The sequence below is a fragment of the Flavihumibacter cheonanensis genome (genome assembly GCF_022352215.1).
GTDB lineage: Bacteria > Bacteroidota > Bacteroidia > Chitinophagales > Chitinophagaceae > Flavihumibacter > Flavihumibacter cheonanensis.
This window is the reverse complement of sequence record NZ_JAKRWF010000001.1, coordinates 465,296-481,169: the sequence shown is the minus strand read 5'-3', so window position 1 is coordinate 481,169 and position 15,874 is coordinate 465,296. Positions and strand designations below refer to the sequence as shown.

Sequence of the window (15,874 nt, the reverse complement as noted above, 5' to 3'; positions counted from 1 at the left end):
TTTGCGAGGGCATACCATACCACTTATTATGACCAATGACCTGATTATCACCATTCGGCATATTACCCGTAATAAAATTTACAGTGTACTGAACATAGCAGGTATTGCACTTGGTATCGCAGCCTTTCTGCTCATACTTGAATTTATTTCAACAGAAAAAAGTTACAATCTATTCCATGCAGACAAGGAGCAGATGTATCGCCTGGTGTATAGCAATCCGGAAGGTTCAGCCTGGTCGGAAATGGAACCCGGAATTGGTCCGTTGATTAAAGAAAAACTCCCGGTTATTACAGACTATTGTCGTTATGAAACGGGCATCGCTCAGGGAGTTGTGAAAGTGAATAATCCTGCCGCAGACCCGTTTCGGGAATCAGCCATAGGATATGTGGATGGAAACTTCTTTAGTTTTTTCAGCTTTCCGGTCAAGGCAGGAAAAGCCGCTAAATTAAACCAACCTTTTACCTGCTTTCTCTCAGAAAAGGCGGCTGTGAAATATTTTCCAAATCAGAATCCTGTTGGGCAAACCATTTTGCTCTACAATCAATTTGGTGAGGGTATTTTTCGAATCGCTGGAGTCTATTCGATTCCCGACAACTCCGATATTCAATACGACATGGTTTTTTCGCTAGAAACACTCGGTGTTGCTTCCTACATGCAAGGAAACGATTGGGTAAACATCAACAACCTGTCCTCCCAGTACATTCAGACTATGGTCAAATTAGTTCCGGGAACTGACCCGGCAACGTTGGAAAAGCAAATCAATTCTGTCCGCCAATCTGCAATACCGGAGAATGATGGCACCCTGCTGCACCTGCAACCTCTAACGCAAATGCACCTGACTATCAGCTTTGACGACTTCTATCCTACCTATGGAAACCTCCGCTATATTTATATTTTGGGATTAGTGGCACTGCTGATTTTATGCATGGCCTGGTTTAATTACATAAATTTGTCCACTGCACAATCTATTAAACGATCACATGAAATAAGCATCCGCAAAATTATTGGAGCGAGCCGCTCTTCGCTTGTTCAACTGTATCTTACTGAATCCATCGCCATCAACCTGTTGGGACTATTTTTTGCTCTCTTTTTGGTCTATCTTATTCAGCCTTTTTTTAACACCCTGATTCAAAAAGAACTTTCACTGACTACTATACATTGGAATACAATCACATTAATAGGGTCACTGATCTTTATTTCAGGAGCACTACTGTCTGGCTGGTATACCGCACTTGTTATTACCCGTTTCCAGCCTTTGGCAGTTATTAAAAGCAGGATGACTATATCCGGTAAAGGTGTTACCCTTCGAAAATTATTGGTTGTAACCCAGTTTGCTATTTCAATCGGACTGGTGTTGACCACGTTTATTATCTATAAGCAAATAGGCTTCATGCAAAAGAGTGCACTTGGGATGGATATTGAAAAAATGTTGATCGTTCGGGGACCTTCCATTACTACCGATAGCAGTTTTTCAATTCAAAAAAGCGGATTTGTTCAGTCCCTGGAGTCCAATCCGCAGATACAGGAATTCACCCTTACCGGTTCCGTTCCCGGTTATTACTATAATTTTCGGACAGCCGGCTTTTCACAACCAGGCTCCTCCGAAAGCGTGAAACAAAAATCATTTGCATTTTCGATTATAGACCACCGTTATCTCTCAACTTACCGAATACCATTGGTTGCTGGCAGAAATTTTACTCCTGCAGAAACAGCTGTTGAATGGAATAAAAATGACAGAGTGTTAATGAACGAGCGGGCTATAGAACAACTGGGTTTTAGTTCCCCGGAGGAAGCACTCACAAAAAGAGTTACCTGGGATGAACGGACCATACAGGTAATTGGTGTGGTTAAAAATTATCATCATACAGGTTTACAAAATGCCATCGACCCAATCATTTTTTATCCTCAGAACAATAATGTATTTTATTCCATTAGATTGGCTCCTGGTAACCTAAAGCATCAGATTTCCCTGATTGAAAAAACATACCGGGAAAGTTTTCCAAATAATCCATTTGAATATTCATTTGCAGACGAACAGTTTAACCGGCAATATCTTACAGAAACAAAATATGGTTCACTCTTTACTACGGGTGCGGTATGGGCCATTCTGATTGCCTGTCTGGGATTGTTTGGGTTAACGAACTATTCCATTCAATCCCGGATCAAAGAAATTGGTATCCGGAAAGTAGTAGGTGCAAGTGTAAACAATATAGTTGCTATGCTAGCGAGTGATTTTATCAAACTAATAGTAATAGCAGGGATAATTGCCTGTCCGGTTGCCTGGTGGGCCATGCAAAACTGGCTGGACAATTTTGCTTACCGAATTGAAATCAGCTGGTGGTTATTGCCATCCGCAATTGCAGTTGCCCTAATTATCGCAGTTGCGACTATCAGTATTCAAACTATCAGAACCGCTCTTTCCAATCCTGTCGATGCACTTAAGTCAGAATAACTATCCTGCGGGACTCAGACATATGATGGGGCACAACCGAACAATGATTGTATCATTACCGAACAGTTACATGTCAAACAAAGGCCCCAACAAATTGATAATCAATATTTTAAAGAATTGGCACAATATTTCATTTTGTCTTAGCAGATAATTTAACCGACGAATCATGATTAAACTGGAGCATATTTCAAAATGGGTTAACCAGGGTAACAACCGCATCTTTCTACTTAAAGACATCAACCTGGGCATTGAAGAAGGAGAATTTGTTTCGATAATGGGACCATCTGGTTCAGGAAAATCCACCCTGCTTAATGTAGTCGGCATGCTCGATACGGCAGATGAAGGCTCTTATCAGTTTTATGATCAGCCCGTACATACCTTAAAAGAAAAACAACGGTCCCAGTTATACAAACAACATATCGGTTTTGTATTCCAGGCCTACCACCTGATTGATGAACTTACGGTTTACGAAAATATTGAAACACCGCTGCTCTATCAGGATACCAAATCCTCCGAACGAAAAGCATTAGTTGCGGATATGCTGGACCGGTTCAATATAGTGGGTAAAAAGGATTTATTCCCGGCACAGCTTTCAGGAGGTCAACAACAGCTTGTAGGCATTGCGAGAGCCCTGATCGCAAAACCCAAACTTATCCTGGCAGATGAACCAACCGGCAACCTGAATAGCAAACAAGGCGAAGAAATCATGGACATTTTTACCCAACTCAACAGAGAAGACGGCGTTACCATCATCCAGGTAACCCACTCGGAAAAAAACGCAGCCTACAGCAATCGTATCATTCATTTATTAGACGGAAGAATTGAACACAACAGATAAGCGACCTTTTTTATGAAGAAGAATAGAACCTCACTCCTATGTGTATGCGCAATAAGCCTGGTCCTGCTATTAGCAGGTACCAGTCTGTTGGCGCAGACGGACAGCAGTCGCCAGTTATCACTGAAAGAATGCCTGGATATTGCATTTGCCAATAACCTCGAGCTCAAGCAGGCAGAACTGCTGGCGGCAACTACAGGTATTGATTACCGACAGGCCAAACAAAATATGTTACCCCAGGTAAATGGGCTGATTGAACATGGTTCCAACCAGGGTAGAAATATCGATCCGTTTACCAACAGTTACCTGAATCAGAAAATTGACTATGCAAACTATGCTGTTAATGGTGGTGTAGTACTATTTAACGGACTGGCAACGCAGAACAATATCCAGCAACAACGCCTTGCCCTCGCAGCTGGCAAGGAAGAGATTCAACAGGCTAAAGACAATCTGACCCTGAATCTAATGAACGCCTATTTGCTTGTATTAAGTACAAATGATCTATTACAACAAATTCGCCTCCAGGCTGAGTTGAGCCGCCGACAGGTAGAGCGCCTGGAGATTCTGCATAAGGAAGGTGCTGTTCAGCCCTCCCAGTATTTCGACCTGAAAGGACAACTCGCCAATGACGAAATCAATCTTGTTAATACCCAAAATCAGTTGGACGCAGCCAGGCTTACCCTCTGTCAGTGGATGAATATTCCCTACGATACCAGCCTGGAACTCGAACCTATCCGACCAGAAGATTTTCTTCAATCCTACCAGGGAGATGCCAATACCATTTACCAGGCAGCAATCAATGAATTGGCCGTGGTGAAGGCAGCCCGGCTTCGCACTGAAAGCGCTGAAAAAGGAGTTAAAACCTGGAAAAGCCAGCTTTGGCCAACACTGAGCCTGAATGGTGCATTATACACAAACTATTCCAGCGCAGCACGAACTGCCCAGTTTCTCCGGACGGTTGAAACAACCACTGGCGACTATGTTCAAATCAATGGTACACAATCTCCTGTCCTGACCATGCGGGATGAATTTGATATGCAAAAAATCACTTACAGTGATCAGTTCAAAAACAATTATGGTACCAATATTAATCTGGCGCTTCGGATTCCCCTCTTGAACTCCCTGCAAACACGCAACCGGATCGACCGGGCAAAAATCCAACTTAAAACTGCCGAGCTGGTTGAAAAAAACACCCGGATTCGTTTGCAACAACAGGTGGAACAGGCCTACCTCAATATGAACGCAACCTATAACAGGTACAAAACCTTGCTGCTACAGGTTGACGCATTCCAGGAATCCTTTCGTACGGCTGAAGCCCGATTTAGTGAAGGGGTATTGAATTCAGTAGAATACCTGACTGCTAAGAACAACCTCGACAGGGCAACTATCAACCTGATCATCGCTAAATACGAATATGTATTCCGTACCAGGGTGCTGGATTTTTACCAGGGAAAAACAATCTGGTAATCCTTCCTGTCAATTTGGCACAATTGCTTGTTTTTCGCTAATTTTGCTCCCTTAAACTGATTGGGATGCTGGATTTTTTGACGCAAAAAGTACATGACGAAAACAGGCAGGGAGAAGCGTATGCGCCTTTTGCCGTGGATGAAAACCAATACAAAAAACATTTCTATATTGAGAGTTATGGTTGCCAGATGAACTTCGCTGATAGCGAAATAGTGGCTTCCATTCTGCAGGAGCAAGGCTTCGGAGCTACCCGAAACCTGGAACAGGCTGATCTGATCTTTATCAATACCTGCTCCATCCGGGAAAAAGCAGAACAAACCGTTCGTAAACGACTGACCGATTTCAAAAAAGCAAAGAAATCCAACCCGGGATTGTTGATTGGCGTACTGGGCTGTATGGCAGAACGCCTTAAAGCTAAATTCCTGGAAGAAGAAAAGCTGGTGGATATGGTCGTGGGGCCAGATGCCTATCGATCGCTTCCGGCGCTAATTGAAGAAGCGGAAACAGGTCAGAAAGCCGTAAAAGTGCTGCTTAGTCGCGATGAAACCTATGCTGATATTGCTCCCGTTCGCCTCGATTCCAACGGGGTTTCTGCCTTCGTTAGTATCATGCGTGGCTGTAACAATATGTGTTCCTTTTGTGTGGTTCCCTTTACCCGGGGCCGCGAAAGGAGCCGGGATGCCGCCAGTATCGTTGCAGAGTGTGAAACGTTGTACAGAGACGGTTATAAAGAAGTGACCCTGCTGGGACAAAACGTAGATTCTTATCATTATTTTGATGAATCCGTCGGAGAGGCTGTGACTTTCGCTCGTCTGCTGGAAAAAGTAGCGATGATAGCGCCTGATCTGCGTGTTCGTTTCTCCACCTCACATCCAAAAGATATCACGGAAGAGGTATTGCAGACCATGGCACGATATGAAAATATCTGCAAATACATACATCTCCCGGTACAAAGTGGCAGTTCCCGAGTGTTGCAACTCATGAATCGTACCTATACCCGCGAGTGGTATATGGCTAAAGTGGACCGCATCCGTGAAGTACTTCCCGATTGCGGCATTTCATCCGATGTAATCGCCGGCTTTTGTACCGAAACGGATGAAGACCACCAGGATACCCTCAGCATCATGGAGTACAGCAAATACGACATGAGTTATATGTTTTTTTACAGTGAGCGACCTGGCACCCTGGCCGCCCGCCGCTACACTGATGATGTACCCCTGGAAACAAAAAAACAACGGCTTAGCGAGATTGTAGCCTTGCAGGGAAGATTAAGCCGGGAAAGTAATGAAAAAGACCTTGGCAAAACATTCAAGGTGCTGGTGGAAGGGCCAAGTAAAAAAAATCCGGATGAATGGATGGGGCGAAACAGCCAGAACAAAGTAATCGTATTTCCAAAACCAGCGGAACTAAAAAAAGGTGACTACCTCGAGGTAACTGTGACCGATTGTACGCAGGCGACATTGATTGGAAATGTGAGAAGTGAGAAGTGAGACGGGTAAAGGAGGAATGGAAGATGGTTACGGGGAGAAAAGAGAAAGGAAAAACTAAAAGAAAACATGGACATCCAAAGCATAAAAAACAGATTCGGCATTATTGGTAATACACCGTCATTGAACCACGCACTGCATGTAGCAGCCCAGGTAGCGAATACTGACCTCAGTGTGTTAATTGTAGGTGAAAGCGGTGTGGGTAAGGAAGCATTCTCTCAAATCATTCATGCATTATCCGCCCGTAAGCACAATCCTTTTATTGCTGTAAACTGTGGAGCCATTCCGGAAGGAACCATCGACTCCGAATTATTTGGTCATGAAAAAGGTGCTTTCACCGGGGCTGTTGACAGCCGGAAAGGCTATTTCGAAACAGTAAACGGAGGTACCATTTTCCTCGATGAAATCGGCGAAATGCCACTGGGTACCCAGGCCCGCCTGCTTCGGGTATTAGAAACCGGAGAATTCATCCGGGTAGGTTCTTCCAAAGTGCAGAAAACAGATGTTCGCGTAATCGCTGCTACCAACCGGGAACTACTTGAATTCACGCAGAAGGGCAAATTCAGGGAGGACCTTTATTATAGATTGAGTACAGTGCCCATTCGGGTTCCGGCACTTCGGGACCGGAAAGAAGACATTCCCCTCCTGTTCAGAAAATTTGCAGTGGATTTTGCTGAACGATATAAAACTCCTCCAGTTCAACTGGAAGAAGATGCCCGCCAGTTGCTGATTAATTATTCCTGGCCGGGTAATGTAAGGGAGCTAAAAAATATAGCAGAACAAATCAGTGTGCTAGCAGGAGACAAATCAATTAGTGCACTTGAATTAAAACGTTTTCTGCCCGAACAGGCAAACAATCGATTACCCATGCTAATTGGTAATGGTCAGGGTTCGGGTGGTCATGAATTCAATAGTGAAAGGGAAATCCTGTACAAGCTCTTTTTTGATATGAAAAAGGATGTAACCGAACTGAAAAAAATGTTCGTTGAAATCCTTCAAAATCCCGGAGAAGCTGCGGCTGCTGCCGCCTATACTAAAGAAAGCCTGTTACGCGAATATCCATCACCGGTAGAATATACCGCTCCGGCTACGGTGCTGCCCTCTCCTGCAACTTATGTACAGCCAGCTGCGGCTACCTCCGTTCTGATGCCTCATACGCACGATGAAATTCATGAACATGAAGAGGTGGAAGAGTCGCTTAATATTATGGATAAAGAAAAAGAACTCATATTAAAGGCATTGAAAAAACATAAAGGAAAGCGTAAAGATGCTGCCGCTGATTTGGGCATCAGCGAACGTACACTTTATCGTAAATTGAAGGAGTATGACATCAATGAATAAATCCAATCCACTTTCATTTGCCAGCGTTCTGCTGATCAGCCTGATGCTGCTATTCAACGGCTGTTATTCCTTTCGCGATGTATCAATTCCGCCGGAAGTTAAAACCGTACGCATCCAGTATTTCGAGAACAAAGCAAGACTGTTCAACCCGGTATTAAGTCCGCTCCTCACAGATAAACTTCGTCAGAAAGTAATCAGCCAAACCCGACTTACACAGGTGCAGGGAGAAGATGCAGATTATGATATCGCAGGAACGATCACTGATTGTTCGGTATCAACTACCGGTATCTCCAATCAGCAGGCAGCCAGTAACCGTTTAAACATTACGGTACAGATCGAATTCAAGAACCGCCTGGATGAATCCAAAAATTTCGAAGCTTCCGTAACCAGAAACTTCGACTTCAGTGCCAGTCTGACGCTCGACCAGGCACAACTCCAGCTACAGGATGAGATCATTCGAAACCTGAGTGATGAAATTTTTAACCGCATCTTCTCCAACTGGTAAATACCTTATCTTGGCAGCGGCATGGAGCTTAACAAAACCATACAACATTATTTTCATCAGACCGGATTGCAGGGAGTAACCGTTTCCGAACTGGAACAACTGGCGGCGCGGTATCCATATATTGGTACCCTGCAATACCTGCTCCTGAAAAAAATGAAGGAGGAAAAATCAGGAGATATCAATAAACAATGGCAGAAAACCCTGCTCTATTTTCAGAATCCTTATTTTTTACACTCCCTGGTGCAGCGATCAATAGCTGAACCAATAACCCAAATATCCAGGATTCCGGAATCTACGGAAATTGTTATTGCTCAATCGGAGCCAACCACCTCTGCTGCTGAACCGGTCAAGGAAAAACTCGTTAAAGAACTTACCACCGAACTGGCGGATGCACTAGCCCTCGCAAAAGCCATCGCCCAATCAGCCACTGAACCGGAATCCCTTACTGTACTTCCCGCGGAACAGGAGCTACCCTCGCTGGAAGAGGAAGGGCCGGCATTGCGGGAAGATCTCCTCCAAAAAGAATCGCCGATCCGGATCCCTTCTTTGAAAGACTTGGGACCTGTAACCGACGATATGCCCAGTTTTGAACCCTACCATACCATTGATTATTTCGCTTCCCAGGGGATCAAACTTGGAAATGAATTGCCGAAGGATAAGCTCGGCAAACAGCTAAAATCCTTTACGGAATGGATCCGTACCATGAAAAAGCTGCCCCAAACTGCTATAGAAGAAAAACTGCTTAAGTCGGGCCATGGAGAAACGATTGAAGCCCTGGCAGCAGACTCCATTGAAACCAGGGAAATTCTGACGGAAACCATGGCGGAAGTTTTGCTGAAGCAGGGAGATAAAGCCCGGGCAGCAGAGATTTTCCGGAAATTAAGTTTGGCCCATCCCGACAAATCCGCTTATTTTGCGACTCGAATTGAACAATTAAATAACCGATCATGACCCTCTTTTTTCTGATTCTCATAATTCTGGCAAGTGCGATTCTTGGATTTATCATCCTTGTTCAAAGCCCCAAAGGTGGCGGACTGGCTGGTAATGTGGGTGGATTAAGCAACCAGTTCATGGGTGTTAAACAAACAACCGACCTGTTGGAAAAAGGTACCTGGACATTTGCGCTTGTGGTTGCCCTGCTTTGCCTGTTCTCTGCTGTATTTATTCCAACTTCAACCGGCAAAACCAATAACATGCTGGATGAACTGAATACCAAGCCGGCTGTAACAACCCCGCTTCAAACTCCTGCCACCCCTGGTAATCAGTCGCTGACGCCAGCACCTGCTCCTGCCGATAGCCAGGCAAAGCCCGCGAATTAATACAAGCCAACCTTTTACGATATTCAAAACCCTGCTCTACCAGCAGGGTTTTTGCTTACTTTAGCCTCTAATCAGGCATCCATGAAAAAAATTCTGATCATCCTTCTTGCAGTGGTTGCAATTGGACTACTTGTTACCCTCTGGTTCTTCAGTGGATCAGCCACCGATTTCAGTAAAAAAACCTATTACCTCGAGATTCCGACAGGCAGTACCTATGAAGATGTACTTGCAATTATGAAAAGGGATACGGTGCTCAAATCACCCGCACTTTTCAGTTTTGTAGCCAACCGCCTCAACTACCCCGAAAAAGTCAAAGCCGGCCGCTATGCGATTTCAAAAGGCAGTTCCATACTCTCTATTGTACGTAAACTAAGAAATGGGCAGCAGGACCCGGTGAACCTGGTGATCAATAAACTTCGAACCCGGGAAGACCTTGCCTCCCTCGTTGGAAGAAGACTGGAGATTGATTCCGCTGCTTTCATGCAATATGTTTTAAATCCGGATTCTCTGAAACACTGGGGCCTCGACACGAATACCCTGATAAGTACCGTACTTCCGGATACCTACACGTATTTCTGGAATACTACACCTGCACGGGTAATGGAAAAATTGCTGGCTGCAAGGAAAAATTTCTGGAATGATACCCGGAAACAACAGGCTGCTAAACTGAGTCTAACCCCGGAGCAGGTAGTAACACTTGCCTCCATCGTAGAAGAAGAAACCAATAACAACCAGGAAAAAGATACCATTGCTTCAGTATACCTGAACAGGTTAAAAATAAACATGCGACTGGGAGCGGACCCCACTGTTAAATTTGCTTTGAAGGATTTTTCCTTACGCAGGATTTATAACAAACATCTTGCAGTGGAATCCCCCTTTAATACCTATCGGGTTGCAGGATTACCACCTGGTCCAATCTGCACACCCCAGCAGGTAACTATTGATGCTGTATTAAATCCGGCGACCACTAAATACCTGTATTTTGTAGCCAGTCCTAAATTTGACGGCACCCACATTTTTGCAGAGAATTACCAGCAACACCTGGCCAATGCCCGGGTGTATCAGAAGGCATTGGATATTTATCTGAAAAAGAAAAATCAACCGGAGGATACCGGTAGCTGATTTACCTGAAACATGTTTAACCTAAATCATATCCTTCGTAAGCTACCAGTAATCCGGTGGATCATTGCCAAAAGCAAGAAAATTGTGCTGCCAGGATTTGAGGGTCTTCCCCTTTATGATGTGACGATCTTTTTTATGCAACAGGTAAAAAAGGTAGGATTAAATGACCGCGCCGCCGCCATCTCCTTCAACCTGCTGATGGCAATTCCGGCTGCAACCATATTTCTTTGTACCCTCCTGCCCTATATGCCCTTCAGCCGTCAAATAACAACCCAACTCTTACTGGTTACTCGGGATGTTACCCCCAACATGAATACTTTTTTGCTGGTTAAAGATTTCCTGGAGGATTTCCTGGAAACGCCAAGAAGCGGACTGCTTTCCATTGGTTTTTTCCTGGCAGCATTTTATGCTTCCAATGCCGTTTTGGGTATCATGAGAACATTCAACAAATCGCTCATGTACACGCGCGACCGAAACTTCTTACTGGAACGCTGGGTAGCGGTGCGTATAACGACCATCTTAATTCTGCTTTTTATTATATCGATGGGCCTGATCCTTGCCCAGGGTACCATTCTTAATTGGGCGCTCACGAAAATGGAAATCAATACTCCCTTGGTCCGTTGGCTGGTCAAAAACCTGCGCTGGGTTTTTATCCTGGCAATGGTTTATTATTTCATCGCGGTACTTTATAAATATGCTCCTGCTATCCATGAACGATGGCAACTATCTTCTCCAGGTACCACGCTGGCAACCATACTAGTTGTATTAACAGCAGGTGGTTTTTCGCTCTGGTTACAATGGTTTGATAATTTCAATAAAGTATATGGCTCTATTGGAACCATTCTCATTTTGATGTTACTGATTTATTTTAGTTCACTTGTTTTATTAATTGGATATGAATTGAATGTCAGTATTCATTCACTCAAAATGATGGCTGCCGAAAGAGCCAGAAAAGAAGCCAGTCAATCGGCCGTTTAAAAGAAAAAACCGAACTTTAAGTTGCTTACCAAATGCCTGCACATATGAAACTGATTTTTACCACTGTTTTCACACTGCTGGTTACACATGGTTTGATAGCCCAGGTTCAACCACTGGAGCTGGGAGCTTCCATTCCCAAAGCTAACATCCGCATGAAGGATGTTTCAGGCAAGCTGATTTCGCTTGCAGATGTACGAACCCCCAAAGGATTGCTGGTTATGTTCAGTTGCAATACCTGTCCCTATGTTGAGAAAAACCAGGCACGTACAAGGGCGATAGGCTCTTTCGCACAGGAACATGGAATTGGATTTATTGTTGTGAATTCCAATGAAGGCTCTCGTGATAGCGATGATTCCTATAAGGACATGCAGCAATATGCACATGCACAACAATACGCCTGGCCCTATACCATTGACAGTAAAAATGAACTCGCGGACGCATTTGGCGCTTCAAGAACTCCTGAATGTTACCTGTTTGACAGCGAAGGAAAACTTGTCTACCAGGGAGCAATTGACGATAACCCGGCAGATGAAACCAAGATTAAACGAAAACACCTGGAATTGGCCATTACTGAAATGATTGAAGGAAAGGAAGTGACCGTCAAAAAAAGCCGGTCTATTGGATGCAGCATCAAACGAAAAGGAAAATAATCAATAGGTCAGTTCCTGGAATGCGAGTTTGATCTGGGCATCGGTCATAGCTCTGTTTATAAACTTTCTATATTTTTTTGCCGGGTTGATCCAGAGCGTAACGGGTATCGCTCCGTCCCAGGCAGGATCAATGCGGGGACAAAAACTATCTGCATTTGTTTCATTAAGCCAGAATTGGGTGGCTCCCGTGAAGTTCCTGGAACTTAGAAACTGTTCTATTTTGCCAGGATAAAATCCAGGCAGATCCAAACTAACCATTACGAACTCAACCTGCGGATATTGCTGACGAGCCTCCAGAAAATGAGGTAATTCTTCAATGCAGGGACGGCAAAAAGTAGCCCAGAAATTTACTACCATCGGCTTTTGCGATGTATTAATGTAATTTTCAAGTTCGTCAATTGAAAGTTTTCTCACGGATTGCGCAGTAGCAATTCCAAACACAAAAGAAAAGAGTAAAAAACAAAGTAAATTTTTCATAAACCGGACGCTGGTCCCGGATAGATTATATTTGCCGGGCACGATATTTTAACGCTAAGCTAAAACCTTTCCAACTATGCTAAAAAGAATACTGGCAATTTTAGGAATTCTATTGGGATTGTTGTTGATTGCGGCAATTGCCATTCCCCTTCTTTTTGGTGATAAATTAAAAACGCTGGCCAAAGAGGAACTAAATAAACAATTAAAAGCCCCTTCCGGCTTTGAAGATGTTTCAATTTCCTTTTTCCGCAATTTTCCAAAGCTGAGCGTTGGACTGGATAAATTATACATTACCGGTCCCGGACAATATGCCAGCGATACCCTCGTAAGTGCCAATAGAATTGATGTAGCCGTAAATCTTTTCAGTTTGCTGGGCGGTGGTCCCATTAAAGTAGCTCGTGTAGTCCTTGATGAACCCCGGATTCATGCAATTGTCGGAAAAGACGGAACTGTTAATTGGGATATCATGAAAGAGTCAGCAGAAGAGGAACCGGTTGATACCTCTACCAGCAGTTTTAGCCTGGACCTCAAAGAATATGAAATAAAAAACGGACTAATCCGGTACAGTGATCAGGAGGGGAATATGTTTGCTACCATCAGCGGACTAAACCATACAGGTAGTGGAAATTTCAATGCAGATCAATTTCTGTTAGAAACCAAAACAAAAGCGGAAGAAGTTAGTTTCAGCTATGAAGGAATCCCCTACCTGGCCCGAACCAAAACCAGGCTGGATGCCAATTTTGATATCAATAACACTACCAGCAAATACAGCTTTAAAGAACTGAAAGCTGTATTGAATGAAATGCAAGTCAACGCAGACGGGTATTTTCAACTGGTTAATGATTCCACTTATGGTATGGATATTCAATTCAATACCCCTTCGAATGAGTTCCGCCATATATTATCACTTGTTCCTGCAATTTATACCAATGATTTTGCTTCTTTGAAAACAAGTGGTACTGCAGCTTTCAAAGGATTTGTAAAAGGTGAGTATGCGCCTAACCGGATGCCTGCTTATGCTGTAGAAGCGATCATCAAAGAAGGATTTTTTCAATATCCTGAATTACCCCAGCCTGTTCAGCATATCAACCTCGACCTGAAAGCTTCTAACGCAGACGGTCAACCGGATAATCTGGTGGTTGAAATCCCTACCGCCAATCTGCAGTTTGGAAAAGAACCCTTTTCCTTCCGGGTGATCTATAAAAATCCGGAAACCATTCAGTACCTGGATGCTGCCGCAAAAGGGAAATTGGATTTAGGAACAGTTGGGCAGTTTATCAAACTTGAAGAAGGTACCAAAATAGACGGCCAGGTAAATGCCGATATCGAAGCAAAAGGTAATCTGAACGTTGTATTGCAGCAAGAGCCCGGCCCTTTCCAGGCAAAAGGCTTGGTTCAGCTTTCGAATATTTATTATGCATCCAAAGAATTCCCTCAACCCATACAAAATACAAGTGCTACTATTGAAGTGAGCAACCCGGATGGAGTACCTGATCATACCGTGGTACGGATTCCGGTTGGTCACGCTGAATTTGGTGCTGACAAACTGGATTTTAACCTGGTTCTCACACAACCCGCTTCTGATCCCAATTTTGATGCAGGACTTAAAGGAGGGTTTGATCTCGGCAGGGTTAAGCAATTTTATAGCTTTGATGCCGGCACCAGCCTGGCAGGTCACCTGGATGCAGATGTACGCATCAAGGGTAAAAAATCCCAGATAGATAAAGAACAGTATGATGCTATTCAATCGAGCGGGGTGGTAAACCTTCAGAACATCGAATTTAAAACCCCGGATTATACAGAGGGACTTACATTAAAATCAGCTGAACTGGAATTTACACCCAAGGATATCGCACTACAAAATGCGACCGGCAGTTTCCAGCAAACCAATTTTTCGGCAAACGGAAAAATTACGAATGCTATTGGATATGCAATTAAGGACGAACCTCTTGCGGGAAGTCTGAACCTTACTGCTGATAAAGTAGATCTAAATAAATGGATGGGGACCGCTTCAGAAGAAGAACCTACCGCCGGCAGCAGCCAACCCTTTGCTGTTCCCTCCAATATACGTTTTGCTGTGAATGCCAATGTTGACCAGGTAATCTATGATAAAGTCAACTATAACAATGTGAAGGGTCAGTTGAATATCGCCAATGAAACCGTAACGCTTCAGAACCTGAGTATGCAGGCACTGGATGGTACAATCGGGCTTAATGGTTCCTACTCCACACGGAATAATAAATTAAAACCTGCCATCAGTTTCTCATACAATCTGCAGAATCTGGATGTTGCCAAGACCTTCCAGGCCTTTAATACTGTAAAATACCTGATGCCGATTGGTGAATTCATTTCCGGAAAACTGAATTCTAGTTTAACGGTTAATGGCCGGCTGGGAGAGCAAATGATGCCCGAACTCAGTTCACTTACCGGAAACGGGGTAGTGATGCTGATTGAAGGTTTTCTTGCCAAATTTAAACCGATTGAAATGCTAGCCAGTAAACTGAAGCTTACGGAACTGGAAAAGATCAGTGTAAAAGACATCAAACAATATTTCGAATTCGTAAACGGGAAAGTGCTGGTTAAACCATTTACGGTTAAGATCAAAGACATCGACATGGAGATTGGAGGCATGCATGGTTTTGACCAAAGTATGGATTACCTGATCAATATGAAAGTTCCTCGGGCGAAACTGGGAACAGAAGCCAACCAGTTGATTAACGGACTGGCTGCAGAGCTGACAAAAAAAGGGCTGGCGGTTAATCCGGGTGAAACAGTGAATCTGAAAGTGAATATGGGCGGAACGCTGACCAATCCACAATTGAATTATAACCTTTCGCAGGCGGGCACCAGCCTGGCCAGCGAACTTGAGTCTAAAGTGAAGGACATTGCCGCTGAACAGAAAGCCAAGGCGGATTCTGCCCTGGATGTTGCTAAGCAGCGGGCAAAAGACAGCCTTGCCGCGATCAAAGCGGAGGTATTAAAAGATGCTCAAAAAGAGCTGGCCAAAAAATTGCTTGGGGCGAAGGATTCCACCACTGCAGGCGATTCCGGAAAAACGAGTACCCCCAAACGGGCAGAGGAGGCCGCAAAAGGCATTCTAAACGATCTGCTCAGGAAAAAGAAAAAGCCCGCCACCGACTCTACTAAAAATCAATAACCCCAGCTTCACCCGACCGGTGGCACCGGTCGGGTGAAAATAAAAGGCGCCTCCGAAAGCCTTCGGGGTCGCTTTTTTGCGTTT

General features: G+C 44.1%; 13 protein-coding genes. 12 read left to right on the top strand and 1 reads right to left on the bottom strand.

Features of this window, described 5'->3' with window-relative positions:
- The first annotated feature begins 28 nt into the window (after positions 1-28).
- The 11 genes from MD536_RS02135 (at position 29) to MD536_RS02085 (ending at position 12,156) form a co-directional block, all read left to right on the top strand.
- Positions 29-2,452: an ABC transporter permease gene (locus MD536_RS02135; protein ID WP_239595261.1), complete on the top strand. Its 2,424-nt coding sequence runs from the start codon at positions 29-31 to the stop codon at positions 2,450-2,452.
- A 166-nt stretch (positions 2,453-2,618) separates the two neighbouring features.
- Positions 2,619-3,290, top strand: coding sequence for an ABC transporter ATP-binding protein (locus tag MD536_RS02130; protein WP_239595258.1), 672 nt, complete (start codon positions 2,619-2,621; stop codon positions 3,288-3,290).
- A 12-nt stretch (positions 3,291-3,302) separates the two neighbouring features.
- Positions 3,303-4,754: a TolC family protein gene (locus tag MD536_RS02125; RefSeq protein ID WP_239595256.1), complete on the top strand. Its 1,452-nt coding sequence runs from the start codon at positions 3,303-3,305 to the stop codon at positions 4,752-4,754.
- A 65-nt stretch (positions 4,755-4,819) separates the two neighbouring features.
- The gene (gene miaB, locus MD536_RS02120) at positions 4,820-6,244 is read left to right on the top strand and encodes a tRNA (N6-isopentenyl adenosine(37)-C2)-methylthiotransferase MiaB (RefSeq protein WP_239595255.1); all 1,425 of its coding nucleotides are present in this window, start codon (positions 4,820-4,822) and stop codon (positions 6,242-6,244) included.
- 66 nt (positions 6,245-6,310) lie between these two features.
- Entirely contained in the window at positions 6,311-7,582 is a 1,272-nt protein-coding gene (locus tag MD536_RS02115; protein WP_239595254.1) for a sigma-54 interaction domain-containing protein, read from the top strand.
- Positions 7,566-8,087 carry an LptE family protein gene (locus MD536_RS02110; RefSeq protein WP_239595253.1) on the top strand — a complete coding sequence of 174 codons (522 nt, stop codon included), beginning with the start codon at positions 7,566-7,568 and terminating at the stop codon, positions 8,085-8,087. Before MD536_RS02115 ends, MD536_RS02110 begins: the two co-directional genes overlap by 17 nt.
- Positions 8,088-8,108: 21 nt before the next feature.
- Complete coding sequence (locus MD536_RS02105; RefSeq protein ID WP_239595252.1) at positions 8,109-9,038, top strand: DUF8458 domain-containing protein; 930 nt, start codon at positions 8,109-8,111, stop codon at positions 9,036-9,038.
- A complete protein-coding gene (gene secG / locus MD536_RS02100; RefSeq protein WP_239595251.1) occupies positions 9,035-9,406 on the top strand; it encodes a preprotein translocase subunit SecG in 372 nt (123 codons plus the stop codon). Before MD536_RS02105 ends, secG begins: the two co-directional genes overlap by 4 nt.
- Before the next feature lie 81 nt (positions 9,407-9,487).
- On the top strand, positions 9,488-10,528 hold the full coding sequence (gene mltG, locus MD536_RS02095) for an endolytic transglycosylase MltG (RefSeq protein ID WP_239595248.1): 1,041 nt from the start codon (positions 9,488-9,490) through the stop codon (positions 10,526-10,528).
- 12 nt (positions 10,529-10,540) lie between these two features.
- Positions 10,541-11,506, top strand: a complete 966-nt coding sequence (locus tag MD536_RS02090; protein WP_239595245.1) for a YihY/virulence factor BrkB family protein — start codon at positions 10,541-10,543, stop codon at positions 11,504-11,506.
- A gap of 44 nt (positions 11,507-11,550) precedes the next feature.
- Positions 11,551-12,156 (top strand): thioredoxin family protein, encoded by a 606-nt coding sequence (locus tag MD536_RS02085; protein WP_239595242.1) that lies wholly within the window; start codon positions 11,551-11,553, stop codon positions 12,154-12,156.
- Here the strand turns inward: MD536_RS02085 and MD536_RS02080 are convergent, their stop codons facing one another.
- Positions 12,157-12,633, bottom strand: coding sequence for a TlpA family protein disulfide reductase (locus MD536_RS02080; RefSeq protein WP_239595230.1), 477 nt, complete (start codon positions 12,631-12,633; stop codon positions 12,157-12,159). It abuts the gene before it with no gap.
- 76 nt (positions 12,634-12,709) lie between these two features.
- On the opposite strand from MD536_RS02080, the gene MD536_RS02075 reads away from it, so the two are divergent.
- Positions 12,710-15,790 (top strand): AsmA-like C-terminal region-containing protein, encoded by a 3,081-nt coding sequence (locus MD536_RS02075; RefSeq protein ID WP_239595228.1) that lies wholly within the window; start codon positions 12,710-12,712, stop codon positions 15,788-15,790.
- Positions 15,791-15,874: the final 84 nt, after the last annotated feature.